19 protein-coding genes and 1 pseudogene are annotated in these 17509 nt (G+C 72.0%); 11 read left to right on the top strand and 9 right to left on the bottom strand.

Features of this window, described 5'->3' with window-relative positions; genetic code table 11:
- Positions 1–7: 7 nt before the first annotated feature.
- Positions 8–526, top strand: a complete 519-nt coding sequence (locus ACIQFZ_RS37695) for a cupin domain-containing protein (RefSeq protein WP_361414669.1) — start codon at positions 8–10, stop codon at positions 524–526.
- On the opposite strand, the gene ACIQFZ_RS37700 is transcribed toward ACIQFZ_RS37695, so the two are convergent.
- The gene (locus ACIQFZ_RS37700; RefSeq protein ID WP_365421847.1) at positions 523–1776 is read right to left on the bottom strand and encodes an acyl-CoA dehydrogenase family protein; all 1254 of its coding nucleotides are present in this window, start codon (positions 1774–1776) and stop codon (positions 523–525) included. The genes ACIQFZ_RS37695 and ACIQFZ_RS37700 overlap by 4 nt on opposite strands.
- Before the next feature lie 169 nt (positions 1777–1945).
- Between ACIQFZ_RS37700 and ACIQFZ_RS37705 the strand changes: the two genes are divergently transcribed.
- Positions 1946–2590, top strand: a complete 645-nt coding sequence (locus tag ACIQFZ_RS37705) for a TetR family transcriptional regulator (protein WP_361414673.1) — start codon at positions 1946–1948, stop codon at positions 2588–2590.
- 87 nt (positions 2591–2677) lie between these two features.
- Here ACIQFZ_RS37705 and def read toward each other — a convergent pair whose 3' ends face one another.
- Complete coding sequence (gene def, locus ACIQFZ_RS37710) at positions 2678–3217, bottom strand: peptide deformylase (protein ID WP_365421850.1); 540 nt, start codon at positions 3215–3217, stop codon at positions 2678–2680.
- A gap of 150 nt (positions 3218–3367) precedes the next feature.
- Here def and ACIQFZ_RS37715 point away from each other — a divergent pair, with 150 nt between their 5' ends.
- The 5 genes from ACIQFZ_RS37715 (at position 3368) to ACIQFZ_RS37735 (ending at position 8330) form a co-directional block, all read left to right on the top strand.
- A complete protein-coding gene (locus ACIQFZ_RS37715; RefSeq protein WP_365421853.1) occupies positions 3368–4606 on the top strand; it encodes a MurT ligase domain-containing protein in 1239 nt (412 codons plus the stop codon).
- 20 nt (positions 4607–4626) lie between these two features.
- Positions 4627–5355, top strand: a complete 729-nt coding sequence (locus tag ACIQFZ_RS37720) for a glutamine amidotransferase (protein WP_361414679.1) — start codon at positions 4627–4629, stop codon at positions 5353–5355.
- Between the two features lie 301 nt (positions 5356–5656).
- Entirely contained in the window at positions 5657–6682 is a 1026-nt protein-coding gene (locus tag ACIQFZ_RS37725) for a 6-phosphofructokinase (protein WP_361414681.1), read from the top strand.
- Between the two features lie 121 nt (positions 6683–6803).
- Entirely contained in the window at positions 6804–7754 is a 951-nt protein-coding gene (locus ACIQFZ_RS37730) for a cytochrome c oxidase assembly protein (RefSeq protein ID WP_402693362.1), read from the top strand.
- Positions 7755–8159: 405 nt separating this feature from the next.
- Entirely contained in the window at positions 8160–8330 is a 171-nt protein-coding gene (locus tag ACIQFZ_RS37735; RefSeq protein WP_365429539.1) for a hypothetical protein, read from the top strand.
- Between the two features lie 6 nt (positions 8331–8336).
- Here the strand turns inward: ACIQFZ_RS37735 and ACIQFZ_RS37740 are convergent, their stop codons facing one another.
- Genes ACIQFZ_RS37740 through ACIQFZ_RS37755 form a run of 4 tightly spaced genes read right to left on the bottom strand, consistent with a single transcriptional unit; the run spans position 8337 to position 12385 of the window.
- Positions 8337–9542: a histidine kinase gene (locus tag ACIQFZ_RS37740; RefSeq protein ID WP_365779378.1), complete on the bottom strand. Its 1206-nt coding sequence runs from the start codon at positions 9540–9542 to the stop codon at positions 8337–8339.
- Positions 9539–11251 (bottom strand): cation acetate symporter, encoded by a 1713-nt coding sequence (locus tag ACIQFZ_RS37745; RefSeq protein WP_383063496.1) that lies wholly within the window; start codon positions 11249–11251, stop codon positions 9539–9541. The genes ACIQFZ_RS37740 and ACIQFZ_RS37745 overlap by 4 nt, the downstream gene beginning before the upstream one ends.
- Positions 11252–11256: 5 nt before the next feature.
- The gene (locus ACIQFZ_RS37750) at positions 11257–11616 is read right to left on the bottom strand and encodes a hypothetical protein (RefSeq protein ID WP_361414690.1); all 360 of its coding nucleotides are present in this window, start codon (positions 11614–11616) and stop codon (positions 11257–11259) included.
- A 13-nt stretch (positions 11617–11629) separates the two neighbouring features.
- Complete coding sequence (locus tag ACIQFZ_RS37755; RefSeq protein ID WP_365429548.1) at positions 11630–12385, bottom strand: LytTR family DNA-binding domain-containing protein; 756 nt, start codon at positions 12383–12385, stop codon at positions 11630–11632.
- 78 nt (positions 12386–12463) lie between these two features.
- On the opposite strand from ACIQFZ_RS37755, the gene ACIQFZ_RS37760 reads away from it, so the two are divergent.
- The 4 genes from ACIQFZ_RS37760 (at position 12464) to ACIQFZ_RS37775 (ending at position 15635) form a co-directional block, all read left to right on the top strand.
- A complete protein-coding gene (locus tag ACIQFZ_RS37760) occupies positions 12464–12967 on the top strand; it encodes an Lrp/AsnC family transcriptional regulator (protein ID WP_361414694.1) in 504 nt (167 codons plus the stop codon).
- Positions 12968–13088: 121 nt separating this feature from the next.
- Complete coding sequence (gene ddaH, locus ACIQFZ_RS37765; protein WP_402693363.1) at positions 13089–13907, top strand: dimethylargininase; 819 nt, start codon at positions 13089–13091, stop codon at positions 13905–13907.
- Entirely contained in the window at positions 13907–15127 is a 1221-nt protein-coding gene (gene rocD, locus ACIQFZ_RS37770; protein WP_402693364.1) for an ornithine--oxo-acid transaminase, read from the top strand. The genes ddaH and rocD overlap by 1 nt, the downstream gene beginning before the upstream one ends.
- A gap of 205 nt (positions 15128–15332) precedes the next feature.
- Positions 15333–15635, top strand: a complete 303-nt coding sequence (locus tag ACIQFZ_RS37775; RefSeq protein ID WP_402693365.1) for a hypothetical protein — start codon at positions 15333–15335, stop codon at positions 15633–15635.
- A 113-nt stretch (positions 15636–15748) separates the two neighbouring features.
- Here the strand turns inward: ACIQFZ_RS37775 and ACIQFZ_RS37780 are convergent, their stop codons facing one another.
- The 3 genes and pseudogenes from ACIQFZ_RS37780 to ACIQFZ_RS37790 form a co-directional block, all read right to left on the bottom strand.
- Entirely contained in the window at positions 15749–16372 is a 624-nt protein-coding gene (locus tag ACIQFZ_RS37780; protein ID WP_376546401.1) for a DedA family protein, read from the bottom strand.
- Positions 16373–16467: 95 nt separating this feature from the next.
- A complete protein-coding gene (locus ACIQFZ_RS37785) occupies positions 16468–17190 on the bottom strand; it encodes an aspartate/glutamate racemase family protein (RefSeq protein ID WP_383063487.1) in 723 nt (240 codons plus the stop codon).
- A gap of 83 nt (positions 17191–17273) precedes the next feature.
- A pseudogene (locus tag ACIQFZ_RS37790) lies at positions 17274–17509 on the bottom strand (ornithine cyclodeaminase family protein); the annotation flags it as partial.

Genomic DNA, 17509 nt, shown 5'->3' on the forward strand with positions numbered 1-17509 from the left:
GCCGGCGATGAGCACGGAAGGACTGCTCGTACCGCCGGGCCAGGGCCGCGTCGTCGAGGCGCCGGCCCAGCGCGTGACGTTCAAGGTGACCGGCTCGCACTCGCGGACGGCCTCCACCTTCGAGGTGGAGGTCCCGCCGGGTTTCGACGTCGGCGCCCATGTGCACACCCGCAGCGAGGAGTTGTTCTACGTGCTCGAGGGCGAGCTGGACGTGCTCGCCTTCGAGCCGCGGATCCGGACCCCCGACCACTGGCAGCGGTGGGAGTCCCACTCCGGCAACCGCGTGGTGCGGGCGACCCCGGGCACGGTCATCGTCGTCCCGCCGGGCTGCCCGCACGCCTTCGCCAACCCCACCGACACCCCCGCCAAGATGTTCTTCCAGGCGTCCCCACCGCCGGACCACGAGCGGTACTTCGAGGAACTGCTGGAGATCCTGGGCAACGGGGGCCCGCCGGACCACACGGCGATCGAGGCCCTCAGAAGGCGCTATGACATCGACCAACTGACTCCGCTGCGGCACCGCTAGCGGATCGGCATGCCCGAGATCGTGCGGGAGATCACCAGCCGCTGGATCTCGCTGGTCCCTTCGAAGATGGTGTAGATCGCCGCGTCACGGTGCATCCGCTCCACCGGATACTCCCGGGTGTAGCCGTTGCCGCCGAGGATCTGGATGGCCTGGGCCGTGACCTTCTTCGCGGTCTCGCTGGCGAACAGCTTGGACATCGAGCCCTCGGCGGCCTCGAACGGCCTGCCGTTGACCGCCATCCACGAGGCCCGCCAGACCAGCAGCCGGGCGGCGTCGATCTGCGTGCGCATGTCGGCGAGCTGGAAGGCGACGCCCTGGTTGTCGATGATCGGCCTGCCGAACTGCTCCCGCGTCCTGGCGTAGTCCAGGGCGACCTCGTAGGCGGCCCGGGCGGTGCCGACCGCCATGGCGCCGACGGCGGGGCGGGACGCCTCGAACGTGGCCATCGCCGCGTTCTTCACCCTCCCCCAGCCTCCGGCCGGGGGGACCCCCACACCGCCCTTCCGGGCCTTCTCCCGGGCGCGGGCGAGCCGCTCGTCGAGCTTCTCCTTGCCGCCGAGCAGGCAGGACCCGGGGACGCGTACGCCGTCCAGGACCACCTCGGCGGTGTGCGAGGCGCGGATGCCGTGCTTCTTGAACTTCTGGCCCTGCGTCAGTCCCGGTGTGCCCGGCGGAACGATGAAGGAGGCGTGGCCCTTGGAGCCGAGTTCGGGGTCGACGGAGGCGACGACCACGTGCACGTTGGCGATGCCGCCGTTGGTAGCCCAGGTCTTGGTGCCGTTGATCACCCATTCGTCCTTGGCCTCGTCGTACACCGCGCGGGTGCGCATCGAGGCCACGTCGGAGCCGGCGTCGGGCTCGGAGGAGCAGAAGGCGGCGACCTTCACGTCGCTCGGGTCGCCGTACATCTGCGGGATCCAGGTGCCGATCTGCTCCTCGGTGCCGTTTGCGAGGACGCCCACGGCGGCGAGGCCGGTGCCGACGATGGACAGGGCGATGCCGGCGTCGCCCCAGAACAGCTCCTCCATGGCCATCGGAATGCCGAGCCCGGTGGCGTCGAAGTACTGCTGGGCGTAGAAGTCGAGGGAGTAGATGCCGACCTTGGCCGCCTCCTGGATAACCGGCCAGGGGGTCTCCTCGCGCTCGTCCCATTCGGCGGCGGCCGGGCGCATCACATCGGCCGCGAAGCCGTGCAGCCAGTCCCGGACCTCCTTCTGCTCGTCGTTGAGCTCCATGGTGAACTCGGCCATGTCCCCTCCAGCGGCGCACCTGCGTGTTACTTGCGGTAACGGTACTATGTTACCGGTCAGTAGAAAAAGTCAACTCCCGATCATCCCCCGGCAGCCCGTTCGAGGTATCCGACCTCGTCAGTGTTACTTTGCGCAGGCGTCACCGAACCAGCACGGGTGGGGAGATCTCATGGACACCACGCAGCGGACCGATCAGCAGCGGTCCGCCGACCGCCGACGGCGCGAGCTGCTGGAGGCCGCCGACCGGGTGGTGCTGCGCGACGGCCCGCACGCGTCGATGAACGCCATCGCCGCCGAGGCCGGCATCACCAAGCCGATCCTCTACCGCCACTTCGGCGACAAGGGAGGGCTGTACGCCGCCCTCGCCCAGCGGCACACCGACGCCCTGCTCGGCTCCCTGCGGGCCGCGCTGGACGCCCCCGCGGACCGGCGGGAGCGCGTGGAGTCGACGCTGGACACCTACCTCGCGGCCATCGAGGCCCGTCCGCAGGTCTACCGCTTCCTGATGCATCCGGCGGAGGGTGGCCAGGGCACCGACCAGGGCTTCGACGTCGGCAAGCACTCCGCCCCGCTGCTGCGCCGCATGGGCGAGGAGCTGGCCCGGGTCATCGAGGAGCGGCTCGACCTGGGTCCGGCCGGGCAGCAACTGGCCCGTGTGTGGGGCCACGGCATCGTCGGCATGATGCACGCGGCCGGCGACTGGTGGCTGGGCGAACGGCCGTGTTCGCGGGCGGAACTGGTGCGCAGCCTGGCGGACCTCCTGTGGGGACGGCTGGCGGCGGTGGGCGACAAGATGGGCGGCCCCGGGTTCTGAGCCCCGCCCGCGGGCACGGCGCTCATCACCGTGCGGCTCAGCCGCGGGGCGCAGCCGGCCGCCGACGACCCGCGGCCGCACGGAGGTTCACCGCCCCCACGGCGCCCGGGCGGCCTGCCTCAGCAGCCGGCTGCGCCGCCATCCCGAGAGGCGGTCGGCGTACACCCGGCCGTCGAGGTGGTCGCACTCGTGCTGGAGGCAGCGCGCGAAGAAACCCGTCCCGTGCACGGTGACCGGCTCCCCGGTCACCGAAAAGCCCTCGACCACCGCGTGGTCGTAGCGCTCCGTCCCCGCCTCCAGGCCCGGCAGGGACAGGCAGCCCTCCGGCCCGCGGATCTCCACTCCGTCCGCCTCCACCAGCCGCGGGTTGACCACATGGCCGAGGTGGCGCACGTCCTCGTCGTCCGGGCAGTCGTACACGAAGACGCGCAGCGGCAGCCCGATCTGGTTCGCGGCGAGGCCCACGCCGCGCGCCGCGTACATCGTCGCGAACAAGTCCTCCACCACCTGGAACAGTTCGGGACCGAAGTCGGTGACCTCCTCGCAGGGGGCGTGCAGAACGGGGCTGCCGAGCAGGGAAAGGGGCTGGACGCGCCCGCGGGCGCCCGGGATCGAGCCATGTCGCATGGCGGCAAGGGTACGGTTCCATGTGCCCCTGCCTGCCGCGCTGGCATGGGCCGGGATTCGGGAGCTCAACGGATCTCGATAGGCTGAGGTCCACACCACGTTGCCGGATGGCTCAGGGCGCGGCGCGTACGCAAGGAGGATCGAGAACTGATGGCAGGCAACTCGGACCCGCTCACGCCGCGGGCCAAGCTGGCCGTGACTGCGGGCAAGGCGGTCGCTGCGGCATCGCGTGCCGCGGGACGCGGCAGCGGTTCGGTGATCGGCGGTCGGGTGGCCCTCAAGCTCGACCCCGATCTGCTCGCCCGGCTCGCCACGCACCTGGACGTGATCCTGGTCTCGGCGACCAACGGCAAGACGACGACCACCCGGCTCATCGCCGAGGCGCTGCGGGCCGCGGGGCCGGTCGTCTCCAACGCGCTCGGCGCGAACATGCCCGCGGGCATCACCTCGGCGCTCGCCGGCGGCTCGGACGCGAAGTTCGGCGTGATAGAGGTCGACGAGAAGTACCTCGCGGGCGTGGCCCGGGACACCGCTCCCAAGTGCATCGCGCTGCTCAACCTCTCCCGCGACCAGCTCGACCGGGCCGGCGAGACCCGGATGCTCGCCGAGAACTGGCGCGAGGCGCTCAGCGGCTCCAAGGCCGTGCTCGTCGCCAACTGCGACGACCCGCTGGTGGTATGGGCCGCGTCCTCGTCCCCCAACGTGATCTGGGTGGCCGCCGGGCAGATGTGGAAGGACGACGCCTGGTCCTGCCCCTCCTGCGGCGGAGTGATGCAGCGTCCGGGCGACGACTGGTACTGCGGCGAGTGCGGCTTCCGCCGGCCCACCCCCAGCTGGGCCCTGTCCGGCGACCACGTCCTCGACCCGCACGGCTCGGCCTGGCCGATCCACCTTCAGCTGCCGGGCCGCGCCAACAAGGCCAACGCCGCCTCGTCCGCGGCCGTCGCCGCCGTCTTCGGGGTGCCGCCGCAGGTCGCCCTTGAGCGGATGTACCAGGTGCAGGCGGTCGCCGGCCGCTACGACGTCGTCCAGTTCCAGGGCCGCGACCTGCGCCTGCTGCTGGCGAAGAACCCGGCCGGCTGGCTGGAGACCTTCTCCCTGATCGATCCGCCGCCCACCCCGGTCATCCTGTCGGTCAACGCGCGCAGCGCCGACGGCACCGACACGTCCTGGCTGTGGGATGTCGACTACACGCGCCTGACCGGCCACCCGCTGTTCGTGCTCGGGGACCGGAAGCTGGACCTCGCGGTGCGCCTGGAGGTGGCGGGCCAGCAGTTCCAGGTCTGCGACAGCCTGGACCAGGCCGTGCAGCAGGCCCCGTCCGGCCGGATCGAGGTCATCGCCAACTACACCGCGTTCCAGGACCTGCGCCGCCGCGTCGGCAACTGACCACAAAGGACGACCACTTCATGAGCGACAACCAACTGCGGCTGGTGTGGATCTACCCGGACCTGCTGAGCACCTACGGCGACCAGGGCAACGTCCTCGTGGTGGAGCGCCGGGCCCGCCAGCGCGGCCTGGACGTGGCCCGTCTCGACGTGCGCAGCGACCAGCCGATCCCGACCTCCGGCGACATCTACCTGATCGGCGGCGGCGAGGACCGGCCGCAGCGGCTGGCGGCGGAGCGGCTGCGTCGCGACGGCGGTCTGCACAGGGCGGCGGAGAACGGCGCGATCGTCTTCTCCGTCTGCGCCGGGTACCAGATCCTCGGCCACGAGTTCGTCAACGACCTCGGGCAGCGTGAGCCGGGGCTCGGCCTGCTCGACGTCGTGTCGGTGCGCGGTGAGGGCGAGCGGTGCGTCGGCGACGTGCTCGGCGACGTCGACCCGCGGCTCGGCCTGCCCCAGCTGACCGGGTTCGAGAACCACCAGGGCGTCACCCACCTCGGCCCCACCGCCCGCCCGCTCGCCCAGGTCCGCCTGGGCAGGGGCAACGGCACGGGAGACGGCACGGAGGGCGCGTACAACGACACCGTCTTCGGCACGTACATGCACGGGCCGGTGCTGGCCCGCAACCCGCTGATCGCGGACCTGCTGCTGAAGCTTGCGCTCGACGTCAACGCGCTGCCGCCGATCGAGGACCACTGGTACGAGGCACTGCGCAACGAGCGCATCGCGGCTGCGCAGCAGCCTGCGTAGTGACAGCTGCGCAGCAGCCTGCGTAGTGACAGCTGCGCAGCAGCCTGCGTAGTGACAGCTGCGCAGCAGCCCGCTCAGGACCGGCTGCGCGCGTCGGCGCGTAGCCGGAACAGGCCCGCGGCAGCCCGCCTGGACGGCCCCGGCGGGAGCCCGTCTGACACGGTGTCCGCACAGGTGAGCGGGCCCGTCCAGCAGGCGGACGCACGGTTCGGCCCGACCGCCCGGTGCCGCTAGGGTGGCGGGGACCGACCGGACAGTGTGGTCCGGTCCCCGCGCCCACGTTGAGAAGGTTATCCGGGCTATGCGCATTGGCGTCCTCACCTCCGGCGGCGACTGTCCCGGCCTGAACGCCGTCATCCGGTCCGTCGTGCACCGTGCCGTCGTCGACCACGGCGACGAGGTCATCGGCTTCCGCGACGGCTGGAAGGGCCTCCTGGAGTGCGACTACCTCAAGCTCGATCTCGACGCGGTGAGCGGCATCCTCGCCCGCGGCGGGACCATCCTCGGCTCCTCCCGGGTCCGTCCCGAGCACCTGCGGGACGGCGTGCAGCGGGCCAAGGGCCATGTCGAGGAGCTGGGGCTCGACGCGATCATCCCGATCGGCGGTGAGGGCACGCTCAAGGCGGCCCGGCTGCTGTCGGACAACGGCCTGCCGATCGTCGGCGTGCCCAAGACCATCGACAACGACATCGCGGTCACGGACCTCACCTTCGGCTTCGACACCGCCGTGACCGTCGCCACCGAGGCCCTGGACCGGCTGAAGACCACCGCCGAGTCCCACCAGCGGGTGCTGATCGTGGAGGTCATGGGCCGTCACACCGGCTGGATCGCGCTCCAGTCCGGCATGGCGGCCGGCGCCCACGCCATCGTCGTCCCCGAACGACCCTTCGACATCGAGGAGTTGGCGGCGAAGGTCGGCGAGCGTTTCGCGGCGGGCAAGCGGTTCGCGATCGTCGTGGCCGCGGAGGGCGCCAAGCCCCGTGCGGGCACCATGGACTTCGACGAGGGCGGCAAGGACGTCTACGGCCACGAGCGGTTCGCCGGCGTCGCCCGGCAGCTCTCCCTCGAACTGGAGCAGCGGCTCGGCAAGGAGGCCCGGCCGGTGATCCTCGGGCACGTCCAGCGCGGCGGCACGCCGACGGCGTACGACCGGGTGCTGGCCACCCGGTTCGGCTGGCACGCCGTGGAGGCGGTGCACCGCGGGGAGTTCGGCCGGATGACGGCGCTGCGCGGCACGGACATCGTGATGGTGTCCCTGGCCGAGGCGGTGGCGACCCTCAAGACGGTCCCCGCGGAGCGGTACGCCGAGGCGGAGTGCGTGCTGTAGAACACGCCGCTCGTCCCCACCGCCCCCGGTCGCAGACGCGGCCGGGGGCGGTTCTACTCTGGGTGCGGACAGACAGCTGTGGACAGACAGCGCACAATCCCCACGAATCAGGAGCCGGCGGATGGATCACAGCGGGCACGGCATGATGTACGATCTGCCGCCGTTCACGCTGGGACGCGGTCTCGAGTGGTCCGCGGACCCGTTCTTCCTCGTCGCCTGCCTGCTGGGGCTCGGCCTGTACGGCTGGGGTGTGGTGCGGCTGCGGCGGCGCGGCGACGCCTGGCCGGTGGGCCGGACGGTGGCGTACGTCATCGGTGTGCTGACCGTGGCCCTGGTGATGTGCACCAAGCTGAACGACTACGGCATGGTCATGTTCAGCGTGCACATGGTCCAGCACATGATCATCAGCATGCTGTCGCCGATCCTGATCCTGCTCGGCGGCCCGATCACGCTGGCGCTGCGCGCGCTGCCGGTGGCCGGGAGGGGCCGCAAGGGGCCGCGTGAGCTGCTGCTGGCCCTGCTGCACAGCCGGTACCTGCGGGTCGTCACGCACCCCGCCTTCACCATCCCGATGTTCGTCGCGAGCCTGTACGCCCTGTACTTCACTCCGCTCTTCGACTTCCTGATGGGCTCGAGGGCCGGGCACATCGCGATGATGGTGCACTTCCTCGCGGTGGGCCTGGTGTTCTTCTGGCCGATCATGGGCGTGGACCCGGGCCCGAACCGGCCGGGTCACCTGATGCGGATGCTGGAGCTGTTCGCGGGCATGCCGTTCCACGCGTTCTTCGGCATCGCGCTGATGATGGCGACCACGCCCATGGTCGACACCTTCGTGAACCCGCCCGCCTCGCTCGGCATCGACGCCCTGACCGACCAGAACGCGGCCGGCGGCATCGCCTGGGCGTTCAGTGAGATCCCCTCGGTCCTGGTACTGCTCGCCCTGCTCTTCCAGTGGTACAAATCCGAACAGCGCCAGGCCCGCCGCAAGGACCGCGCCGCGGACCGCGACGGCGACAAGGAACTCGAGGCGTACAACGCGTACCTGGCGTCCCTGAACGCACGGGGCAACTGAGCCCATCCGCATCCGGACGGTCCGGGGGCGCGGCATCGCTGCCGCGCCCCCGGACCGTTCGCGTCCACACGGCCCAGCGGCGCGGGCCGGTACCCCCATCCGGCCCGCCACCCGGCGCAGCGGACCATCAGCCGCGAGAGCACCGCTCGCCGCCGTCGCCCGCGGCGGTCCCCCGTCGGGCCCATCGCTCCCGGCCGGCCATCCCGCATCGCCTCCCTGCGGCCCCGCCGGTGCCCCGCGACCGACCGTCGTCGCACGGCCCCCCGGCGCTGCCGGGCCCGGGTTACCCGGCCCGGGGCGCTGCCTTGTCGTGGGGGTGAGGATGGAAGCGGCTTGTTGTGGAGGGATGCCGATGGGCCGAACCGGGGCACCATGGAGGTTACGGACCATGAGGAGGGTGCCGCGATGCACGGTTCCACGGACGGTTCCACGAAGGCGATGGGGGTGGTCACCGTCGGCGCGCTCGTCGCGGTGACGGCCTACACGGTGGCGCTCGGCGGCAACGGCTGGCTGTGGTTCGGCTGGGTCGTGCTGGGCCTCGTCACACTGGGCATGGTCGTCACCCGCGGCACCTGAGGAGGGTCACTCCCCGGTGAGCCGCGTCGCCGAGTGGACGCCCGGCTGGTACTTCGGCAGCCGGGCGCTGATCTTCATGCCCGCGCCCTGCGCGGTCTCGATGACCAGTCCGTGGTCGTCGCCGTAGACCTGCCGGAGCCGGTCGTCGACGTTGGACAGGCCGATGCCGCCGGAGGGGCTGTCCTCACCCGCGAGGATGCGGCGCAGCAGGCCGGGGTCCATGCCGGCGCCGTCGTCCTCGATGACGACCACCGCCTCGGCGCCCTCGTCGCGCGCGGTGATCCTGATGTGGCAGGTACCGGTCTTGCCCTCGAGGCCGTGCTTGACGGCGTTCTCCACCAGCGGTTGCAGGCACAGGAACGGCAGGGCGATGGGAAGCACCTCGGGCGCGATCTGGAGGGTGACCGACAGGCGGTCGCCGAAGCGGGCCCGTACGAGCGCCAGGTAGTGCTCGATGGCGTGGAGTTCGTCGGCGAGCGTGGTGAAGTCGCCGTGCCTGCGGAACGAGTAGCGGGTGAAGTCGGCGAACTCCAGCAGCAGGTCCCGCGCCCGCTCGGGGTCGGTGCGGACGAACGAGGCGATCACCGCGAGCGAGTTGAAGATGAAGTGCGGGGAGATCTGCGCGCGCAGGGCCTTGATCTCGGCCTCGATGAGCCGGGTGCGGGACCGGTCGAGGTCCGCGAGCTCCAGTTGCACGGAGACCCAGCGGGCGACCTCGGCCGCGGCGCGGGCCAGCACGGCCGACTCGCGGGGCGCGCAGGCGACGAGGGCGCCATGGACGCGGTCGTCGACGGTGAGCGGGGTGACGACGGCCCAGCGCACGGGGCAGTCCGGGGTCCGGCAGGTGAGCTGGAAGGCCTCGCCGCGGCCGGTCTCCAGGGGCCCGGCGAGGCGTTCCATGATCTCGGTGCGGTGGTGGCCGCCCACACCGTCCCAGGCGAGGACGCGCGCCTCGTCCGTGAGGCACAGGGCGTCGGTGCCGAGCAGGGAGCGCAGCCGGCGGGCCGACTTTCGGGCGGTCTCCTCCGTCAGCCCGGCCCGCAGCGGGGGTGCCGCGAGCGAGGCCGCGTGCAGGGTCTGGAAGGTGGCGTGCTCCACGGGGGTGCCGAGCCCGCCGAGGGTCTGCGGGCGGGCGGTGCGCCGGCCGAGCCAGTACCCGGCGGCGAGCAGCGGCAGCACGGCCACGCACAGCCCGGCGAGGAAGCCGCTCATGCCTTCACCTCCGCCCGCAGCTGCTCCGGCAGGTGGAACCGGGCCAGGACGGCCGCGGTGCCGGCCGGCACCCGGCCGGGCGTGGCCAGGGAGACCAGCATCATCGTGAGGAAGCCCAGCGGCACCGACCACAGGGCGGGCCAGGCGAGCAGCGCGTGCAGCGGCCCGGTGCCCGGGAAGCCGGCCATGGTCACGGCGACGGCGACGAGCGCGGCGCCGCCGCCCGCCAGCATCCCGGCGGCCGCGCCGGGCGGAGTGAGCCGCCGCCACCAGATGCCGAGGACGAGCAGCGGGCAGAAGGAGGAGGCGGACACCGCGAAGGCGAGCCCGACGGCGTCGGCGACGGGCAGCCCGCCGACCAGGACGCTCGCCGCGAGCGGTACGGCCATGGCGAGCACCGTGCCGAGCCGGAAGTGGCGTACGCCGCGCGAGGGCAGCACGTCCTGGGTGAGCACCCCGGCCACCGCCATGGTCAGGCCGGAGGCGGTCGACAGGAACGCCGCGAACGCGCCGCCCGCGACCAGCGCGCCCAGCAGGTCCCCGCCGAGGCCGCCGATCACCCGGTCGGGCAGCAGCAGCACGGCGGCGTCCGCGCTCCCGGTGAGGGTGAGTTCGGGGGCGTAGATGCGGCCCAGGGCGCCGTACACCGGGGGCAGCAGGTAGAAGGCGCCGATCAGGCCGAGCACGGCCACCGTGGTGCGGCGGGCGGCCACGCCGTGCGGGCTCGTGTAGAAGCGGACGACGACGTGCGGCAGGCCCATGGTGCCGAGGAAGGTGGCGAGGATCAGCCCGTAGGTGGCGTACAGCGGGCGTTCCTCACGGCCCGCGGCCAGTGAGGTGGACATGCCGCCGCTGCCGCCGCGTTCGGCCACCGGGACTGCGGCGCCCCGGGCGAAGGTGAGCCGGGTGCCGCCCTCGACGCGGTGCGTCCCGGCCGACAGGCTCACCCGCCGCTCGTGGTGGGCACGGCCGTCGACGGTGCCGGTCACGGTGACGGTGAGCGGGCGCTCCAGCCTGAGGTCCAGGGTTTCCGCGACGCGTACGGTGCGCTGATCGCGGAAGGCGGCCGGCTCGTCGTAGGCGCGGTGTGGTGCCCCGTCGCCCTGCCAGGCGAGGACGAGGAAGAGGGCGGGGACGAGCAGTGCGGTCAGTTTCAGCCAGTACTGGAAGGCCTGGACGAAGGTGATGCTGCGCATCCCGCCCGCGGCGACGATGGCCACCACGACGACGGAGACGATCACTGCGCCGAGCGCGGCGGGCGCCCCGGTCAGTACCGCCAGGGTGAGTCCGGCTCCCTGGAGCTGCGGCAGCAGGTACAGCCAGCCGACGCCGACGACGAAGGCGCCCGCGAGCCGCCGCACGCCCTGGGAGGCGAGCCGGGCCTCGGCGAAGTCGGGCAGCGTGTAGGCCCCGGACCGGCGCAGCGGGGCGGCGACGAAGAGGAGGAGGACCAGGTAGCCGGCCGTGTAGCCGACCGGGTACCACAGCATGTCGGCGCCCTGGACGAGGACCAGTCCGGCTATGCCCAGGAACGAGGCCGCGGAGAGGTACTCCCCGCTGATGGCGGCCGCGTTCAGGCGCGGGCCCACGGTGCGGGAGGCGACGTAGAAGTCGGAGGTGGTGCGGGAGATGCGCAGGCCGAAGGCGCCGACGAGGATGGTGGCCACCACGACGAGGGCGACGGCGGGGACGGTGTAGGCGGAGTTCACGGCGTTCAGCGGTCTCCGACGAGCCGTACGAAGTCGCGTTCGTTGCGCTCGGCGCGGCGCACGTACCAGCGGGCGAGCAGCACCAGGGGGGCGTAGAGGCCGAAGCCGAGGACCGCCCACTTCAGCCGGCGGGCGTCGGGGGCGGCGGCGAACACCAGCGGCAGCGGGCCGACGAGGAGCACGAGCACCGCGAACACCGTGAGGGCGGCCCGTAGTTGGCTGCGCATCAGGGAGCGGACGTAGGTGTGGCCGAGGGTGGTCTGCTCGTCGATCTCCGTGCGCGGACGGTAGTGGACCGGGGCCCGGCGCGTGCGGCGGGGCGGTCCGGTGACGACGACACGGCGTTCGGTCGGGTCCTGCGGCATGGCGTACGGCTCCCTAGCGCGCGGTCCGGCGTATCAGCAGCTCGCGCAGTTCCCGCGCGTGCCGTCGGCTGACCTGGAGTTCCTCGGTGCCGACCAGGACGCTCACGGTGCCCGCGTCCAGGCGGAGTTCACCGATGTGGCGCAGGGCCACCAGGTACCGGCGGTGGATGCGGACGAAGCCGCGGGAGCGCCAGCGCTCCTCCAGGGTGGACAGCGGGATGCGCACGAGGTGGCTGCCCTTGCCGGTGTGCAGCCGGGCGTAGTCGCCGTGCGCCTCGACGTGGGTGATGTCCTCGACGGCCACGAACCGCGTCACACCGCCGAGTTCGACGGGCAGATGGTCGGGATCGGGCTCGCTGACGGGTATCCGCGGGGCGGCGCCGCGTAGTTGGGCGGCGCGGCGGACGGCCTCGGCGAGGCGTTCCGTGCGGACGGGCTTGAGCACGTAGTCGACGGCCTTGAGGTCGAAGGCCTGCACCGCGAAGTCCTCGTGGGCGGTGACGAACACGATCAGCGGCGGCTGGGCGAACCCGTTCAGGAGCCGGGCCAGGTCGAGGCCGTCGAGGCCCGGCATGTGGATGTCGAGGAAGACGACGTCGATCGCGTCGGGTCCGTCCGGGCCGGACTCCAGCGCCCGGTTGATGCGGCGCAACGCCTCGGTCGCGTCACCGGCGCCCTCCACGCCGGCGATCCGGGGATCGGCGTTCAGGAGGTACAGCAGTTCCTCGAGCGAGGGGCGTTCGTCGTCGACGGCGAGGGCGCGCAGCATGAACGTGGAGTGTAGGGGCGAAAAGCACGCTGTGACATGTGCCGGGCACCGAACGTCCGCGCTGGATACAGTGCCGCCATGAACAGCAGGCAGGCCCCGTTCGACGAACTCGACCGGAAGATCCTCACCGCTCTGATGGCGAACGCACGGAGCAGTTTCGCCGAGATCGGCGCCGCCATCGGCCTGTCCGCGACGGCCGTCAAGCGGCGCGTGGACCGGCTGCGCGAGAGCGACGTGATCACCGGGTTCACGGCCACGGTGAAGCCGGCGGCGCTGGGCTGGCGCACGGAGGCGTACGTCGAGGTGTACTGCGAGGGCGCGGCCCCGCCGCGGCGGCTGGCCGAGGTGGTGCGCCACCATCCGGAGATCACGGCGGCCATGACGGTGACCGGCGGCGCGGACGCGCTGCTGCACGTGCGGGCGCGGGACGTGGAGCACTTCGAGGAGGTGCTGGAACGCATCCGTACCGAGCCGTTCATCCGCAAGACGATCAGCGTGATGGTGCTGTCCCACCTGCTGCCGGACAGTCCTGAGGCGGGCGCCAGTCAGCCCGCTCCGCCGGACGCAGCAGACGTGCGCTGAGCCGTCGACACACGCAGCATTCCTGCTTGAACGCGCAGCTTTTGTTTCTTGTCGTCCGTCTTTGCCACTTCCTACCTTTGAGTCACCCCAGTCGACCCCCAGGAAGCGGAGGGACCCCTCTGTGCCCGAGACCCGTGTGCCGCGCCGGCGGCGCTTCCTCGTCTGCGAACCCAGACACTTCGCCGTGCAGTACGCGATCAACCCCTGGATGCATCCCGACGTCCCCGTGGACGTGTCCCTGGCCCAGGCCCAGTGGCACGAGCTGACGCGCGTCTACCGCGCCCACGGCCACAGCGTCGACACCGTGGAGCCCGTGCCCGGCCTGCCCGACATGGTCTTCGCCGCCAACGCGGCGGTGGTCGTGGACGGCCGCGTCTTCGGCTCCCTCTTCCACGCGCCGGAGCGCCGTCCGGAGTCCCTTCCCTACGACACGTGGTTCAAGTCGGCCGGCTTCGACGTCTACCGTCCCGAGGCGGTGTGCGAGGGCGAGGGCGACTTCGTTCCGGCCGGCCGCTGGATCCTCGCCGGCACCGGCTTCCGCACCACCCGTGAGGCCCATCGGGAGGCGCAGGAGTTCCTCGGCGCCCCGGTGATCGGCCTGACCCTGGTGGACCCGTACTTCTACCATCTGGACACGGCGCTGTTCGTCCTCGACGACGAGGGCGAGGGGAACATCGCGTACTACCCGGACGCGTTCTCGCCGGGCAGCCGCGAGGTGCTCGCCAGGCTGTACCCGGACGCGCTGATCGCCACCCGCGAGGACGCCATGTCCTTCGGCCTGAACTCCGTCTCGGACGGACACCACGTCTTCATCTCGCCCGGGGCCACGGCCCTGGCCGAACAGCTCGCCGACCGCGGCTACGTCCCCGTCCCCGTCGACCTGTCCGAGTTCCACAAGGCCGGCGGCGGAATCAAGTGCTGCACCCAGGAGATCCGCTGATGACCGCACCTGCCCGTACCCGTACCTCCGCTGAGCTGATCCAGGCCGAGGAGCCGGTCCTCGCGCACAACTACCACCCGCTGCCCGTGGTCGTGGCCGGCGCCGAGGGCGCCTGGGTGGAGGACGTCGAGGGGCGCCGCTACCTCGACATGCTGGCTGGTTACTCGGCGCTGAACTTCGGTCACCGCCACCCCGTGCTGACCGAGGCGGCCCACCGCCAGCTCGACCGGCTCACCCTGACCTCGCGGGCGTTCCACAACGACCGCCTCGCCGAGTTCGCCGAGCGGCTGGCGGCGCTGACGGGGCAGGACATGGTGCTGCCGATGAACACCGGCGCCGAGGCGGTGGAGAGCGGCATCAAGGTCGCCCGCAAGTGGGCGTACGAGATCAAGGGCGTCCCGGCCGACCGGGCGACGATCGTGGTCGCGGCGGACAACTTCCACGGCCGCACGACGACGATCGTCAGCTTCTCGACGGACGAGACGGCGCGGTCGGGCTTCGGGCCGTTCACTCCGGGCTTCAAGATCGTCCCGTACAACGATCTGGCGGCCATGGAGGCCGCGATCGACGAGACGACGGCGGCGGTACTGATCGAGCCGATCCAGGGCGAGGCCGGCGTGCTCATCCCCGACGACGGCTACCTCGCCGGCGTACGGGAGCTGACCCGCCGGGCGGGCTGCCTGTTCATCGCGGACGAGATCCAGTCGGGCCTCGGCCGCACCGGGCGCACCCTCGCCGTCGAGCACGAGGACGTCGTCCCGGACGTCCTGCTGCTGGGCAAGGCCCTCGGCGGCGGCATCGTGCCGGTGTCCGCGGTCGTCGGGTCCCGGGACGTGCTCGGGGTGCTGCGGCCCGGTGAGCACGGATCGACGTTCGGCGGCAACCCGTTGGCCGCGGCGGTCGGCACGGCGGTGGTCGGGCTCCTGGAGACGGGCAAGTTCCAGCTCCGGGCCGCGGAGCTGGGCAAGGTACTGCACGAGGGGCTCCTCCAGCTGGTCGGCCGGGGTGTCGTCGGCTTCCGCTCACGGGGCCTGTGGGCGGGCGTGGACGTGGATCCGGCGATCGGCACCGGGCGGGAGATCAGCGAGCGCCTGATGCGCGAGGGCATCCTGGTCAAGGACACCCACGGCTCCACGATCCGGCTGGCGCCGCCGCTGACCATCACCGAGGCGGAGCTGCGCTCGGCGCTCGCCTCCCTGGAGAAGGTGCTGGCCGCCTGAGGCGCACACCGGCGCCGGACACACACCGCCGGAGGCCTTCCGGCGGTGTGCGGCGTCCCGGTTCGGGTTCCGTCGCAGCCGAGGACGCCGGCCGGTTCGCCTGGCCGGTGGCGGACCGGCTGGTGCCGGGCTGGTCGGTCGTGGGCTGGTCGCCGACGGGCTGGGTACCCGCTTCGATGAGTGACTCTTCGAGGAGATGACTCCCATGCTGCTCATCGGCCTGCTCCTCCTCGCGGCGACGGCCGCCTTCACCGGCCTGGCCATCGCCGACAACCTGTCCGGCGGCCCGCAGTACCCGGTGTCGGTGCTCGGCAACCACATCGCCACCATGAACACGCTCGAGGTCTTCAGCGCCGGTCTCGCCCTCGCCCTGCTCTTCTGCCTTGGCGCGAGCCTCCTGACCGGTGTCGCGACGCACCACCGGCACGCACACCGGGCCCCGCGCCGCTACGGCGGCGGGCGGGACACCGGCTCACTGAACGAGCCCACGGGCCGGGACGGCCGCTGACGCCCACGGCCGCATCCGTAACGCCGGTGCCGGTAGTGAGCGCGCGTGCCCGTGGGGAGCACGTGTGTCCAGGGGCCGGCAGGTGTGCCTCGTGGACAGCGCGAGTGAAGTCGTCAGTCCTCGCGTCGCCTGCGCCGCAGCAGGTGCCGCACGATCAGCGCGACGACGAGGACCCCGAGTGCCACGAGCACGTACACCTCGTAGCGGCGGATCTCGTCGTAGACGGTGCCGATGTGCCTGCCCGCGGCGTAGGCGAGGGTCACCCACAGGCCCACCCACAGCGCCGCGCCGAGCGCGTTGAAGGCGAGGAAGCGGAGCCAGTGCATGCCCGTGGTGCCGGCGATGATGCCGTTGGCCTGGCGCAGTCCCTCGATGAACCGGGCCACCACGACGATCTTGCCGCCGTGCCGGCCGAAGAACCGCTCGGCCGCCGCGAACCGCTCCGGCGTCAGGAAGATGTACCGGCCCCAGCGGTGCACGAAGGGGCGTCCGCCGAGATGGCCGACGAGGTAGCCGATGTTGTCCCCGACGACGGCCGCGGCGAACGCGATCAGGGCCACGGCCACGACGTCGAGCTGCCCGGCCCCGGCATACACCCCGGCCGCGATCAGGATCGTCTCGCCCGGGGCCGGGACGCCGAAGTCCTCCACCAAGACCACCGCGCCGACGGCCCAGTAGCCGTAGTGGCTCAGCAGCGGTGCCAGGTGCGCAAGCGGACCCGGAAGCGGAGGGGCCATGCCCACACCGTACGACGGCGCGCGAACGGTCACCGGCAGGCACGGCAACGCGCCGCCGCGTACGTCCGGAACTCGGACGGCGCCCCGCGACCTCTTTACGGCACGATCGGCCAGCCCGTCACGGTCTTGGGCCTCGGCGGTGCGTAGCTGCGCACCTTGCTGGTGCTGAGGCCGAGCCGGACGAGCCCTTCGGCGAGGGTGACCGCGGCGGCGACGCCGTCGACGACGGGAACGCCCGTGGCGGCACTGATCTTCTGGTCGAGCCCGGCCATACCGCCGCAGCCCAGGCAGATCACCTCCGCCCGGTCCTCGTCGACGGCCCTGCGGGCCTCCGCCACGATCGCGTCGGCCGCGCGCGCCGGATCCGCCTCCAGCTCCAGCACCGGCAGCCCGGAGGCCCGCACCGAGGCGCACCGCTCGTTCAGCCCGGCGAGCAGCAGCCGGTCCTGGATCTGCGGCACGGCCCGGTCCAGGGTGGTGACGACCGAGTACGTGCGGCCGATCAGCATCGCCACCTGCGCCGCCGCCTCGGTGATGTCCACCACCGGGACGTCCAGCAGTTCCTGGAGGCCCTCCCGGCCGTGCTCGCCGTACCCGGCCTGGATCACCGCGTCGTAGGGCTCGTCGTAGCGGACGATCCGGTCCATCACGGCGACGGCGGCCAGGTAGCTCTCGAAGTTGCCCTCCACCGACTCCGGCCCGAACGACGGGGTGAGCCCCACGATCTCGACACCGGGCGAGGCAGAGGCCGCGGCCTGTGCACGGATCGTCTCGGTCATGGAGGCGGTCGTGTTCACATTGGCGATCAGTATGCGCATCTTGGCCCTTTCTCTTTCGGCTTTTTGGTCGCCCGCGGCGCCGGCCGCGCTGCGGGGGTGGGTTCTCGCCGGACCTCAGCCGGTCAGGACAGGTGTACTTCGGTGCCGATGCCCTGGCGGCGGGCGGCGTCGACGACGAGTCGGGCCGCCACCACGTCCTGGATGCCGACCCCGACCGAGTTGTAGAGCGTGACGTCGCCCCCGGAACGCCGCCCGGGAGCCCTGCCGGTGATGACGTCGCCGAGTTCGGTACGGAAGTGCTCCGGGGTGATCGCCCCTTCCCGCATCGGGATCAGCACCTCACCGGACTCATGGGAGG

Source organism: Streptomyces sp. NPDC093064 (genome assembly GCF_044754605.1).
GTDB lineage: Bacteria > Actinomycetota > Actinomycetes > Streptomycetales > Streptomycetaceae > Streptomyces.

Bases quoted from the DNA above. Each gene is read 5' to 3' on its own strand.
- ACIQFZ_RS37730 (WP_402693362.1), top strand. From the start codon at position 6,804: ATGGATCACAGCGGGCACGGCATGATGTACGATCTGCCGCCGTTCACG.
- ACIQFZ_RS37700 (WP_365421847.1), bottom strand. From the start codon at position 1,776: ATGGCCGAGTTCACCATGGAGCTCAACGACGAGCAGAAGGAGGTCCGG.
- ACIQFZ_RS37760 (WP_361414694.1), top strand. From the start codon at position 12,464: ATGAACAGCAGGCAGGCCCCGTTCGACGAACTCGACCGGAAGATCCTC.
- ACIQFZ_RS37705 (WP_361414673.1), top strand. From the start codon at position 1,946: ATGGACACCACGCAGCGGACCGATCAGCAGCGGTCCGCCGACCGCCGA.
- ACIQFZ_RS37775 (WP_402693365.1), top strand. From the start codon at position 15,333: ATGCTGCTCATCGGCCTGCTCCTCCTCGCGGCGACGGCCGCCTTCACC.
- ACIQFZ_RS37720 (WP_361414679.1), top strand. From the start codon at position 4,627: ATGAGCGACAACCAACTGCGGCTGGTGTGGATCTACCCGGACCTGCTG.
- ACIQFZ_RS37755 (WP_365429548.1), bottom strand. From the start codon at position 12,385: ATGCTGCGCGCCCTCGCCGTCGACGACGAACGCCCCTCGCTCGAGGAA.
- ACIQFZ_RS37725 (WP_361414681.1), top strand. From the start codon at position 5,657: ATGCGCATTGGCGTCCTCACCTCCGGCGGCGACTGTCCCGGCCTGAAC.
- ACIQFZ_RS37780 (WP_376546401.1), bottom strand. From the start codon at position 16,372: ATGGCCCCTCCGCTTCCGGGTCCGCTTGCGCACCTGGCACCGCTGCTG.
- ACIQFZ_RS37735 (WP_365429539.1), top strand. From the start codon at position 8,160: ATGCACGGTTCCACGGACGGTTCCACGAAGGCGATGGGGGTGGTCACC.
- ACIQFZ_RS37740 (WP_365779378.1), bottom strand. From the start codon at position 9,542: ATGAGCGGCTTCCTCGCCGGGCTGTGCGTGGCCGTGCTGCCGCTGCTC.
- ACIQFZ_RS37715 (WP_365421853.1), top strand. From the start codon at position 3,368: ATGGCAGGCAACTCGGACCCGCTCACGCCGCGGGCCAAGCTGGCCGTG.
- ACIQFZ_RS37695 (WP_361414669.1), top strand. From the start codon at position 8: ATGAGCACGGAAGGACTGCTCGTACCGCCGGGCCAGGGCCGCGTCGTC.
- ACIQFZ_RS37750 (WP_361414690.1), bottom strand. From the start codon at position 11,616: ATGCCGCAGGACCCGACCGAACGCCGTGTCGTCGTCACCGGACCGCCC.
- rocD (WP_402693364.1), top strand. From the start codon at position 13,907: ATGACCGCACCTGCCCGTACCCGTACCTCCGCTGAGCTGATCCAGGCC.
- def (WP_365421850.1), bottom strand. From the start codon at position 3,217: ATGCGACATGGCTCGATCCCGGGCGCCCGCGGGCGCGTCCAGCCCCTT.
- ACIQFZ_RS37785 (WP_383063487.1), bottom strand. From the start codon at position 17,190: ATGCGCATACTGATCGCCAATGTGAACACGACCGCCTCCATGACCGAG.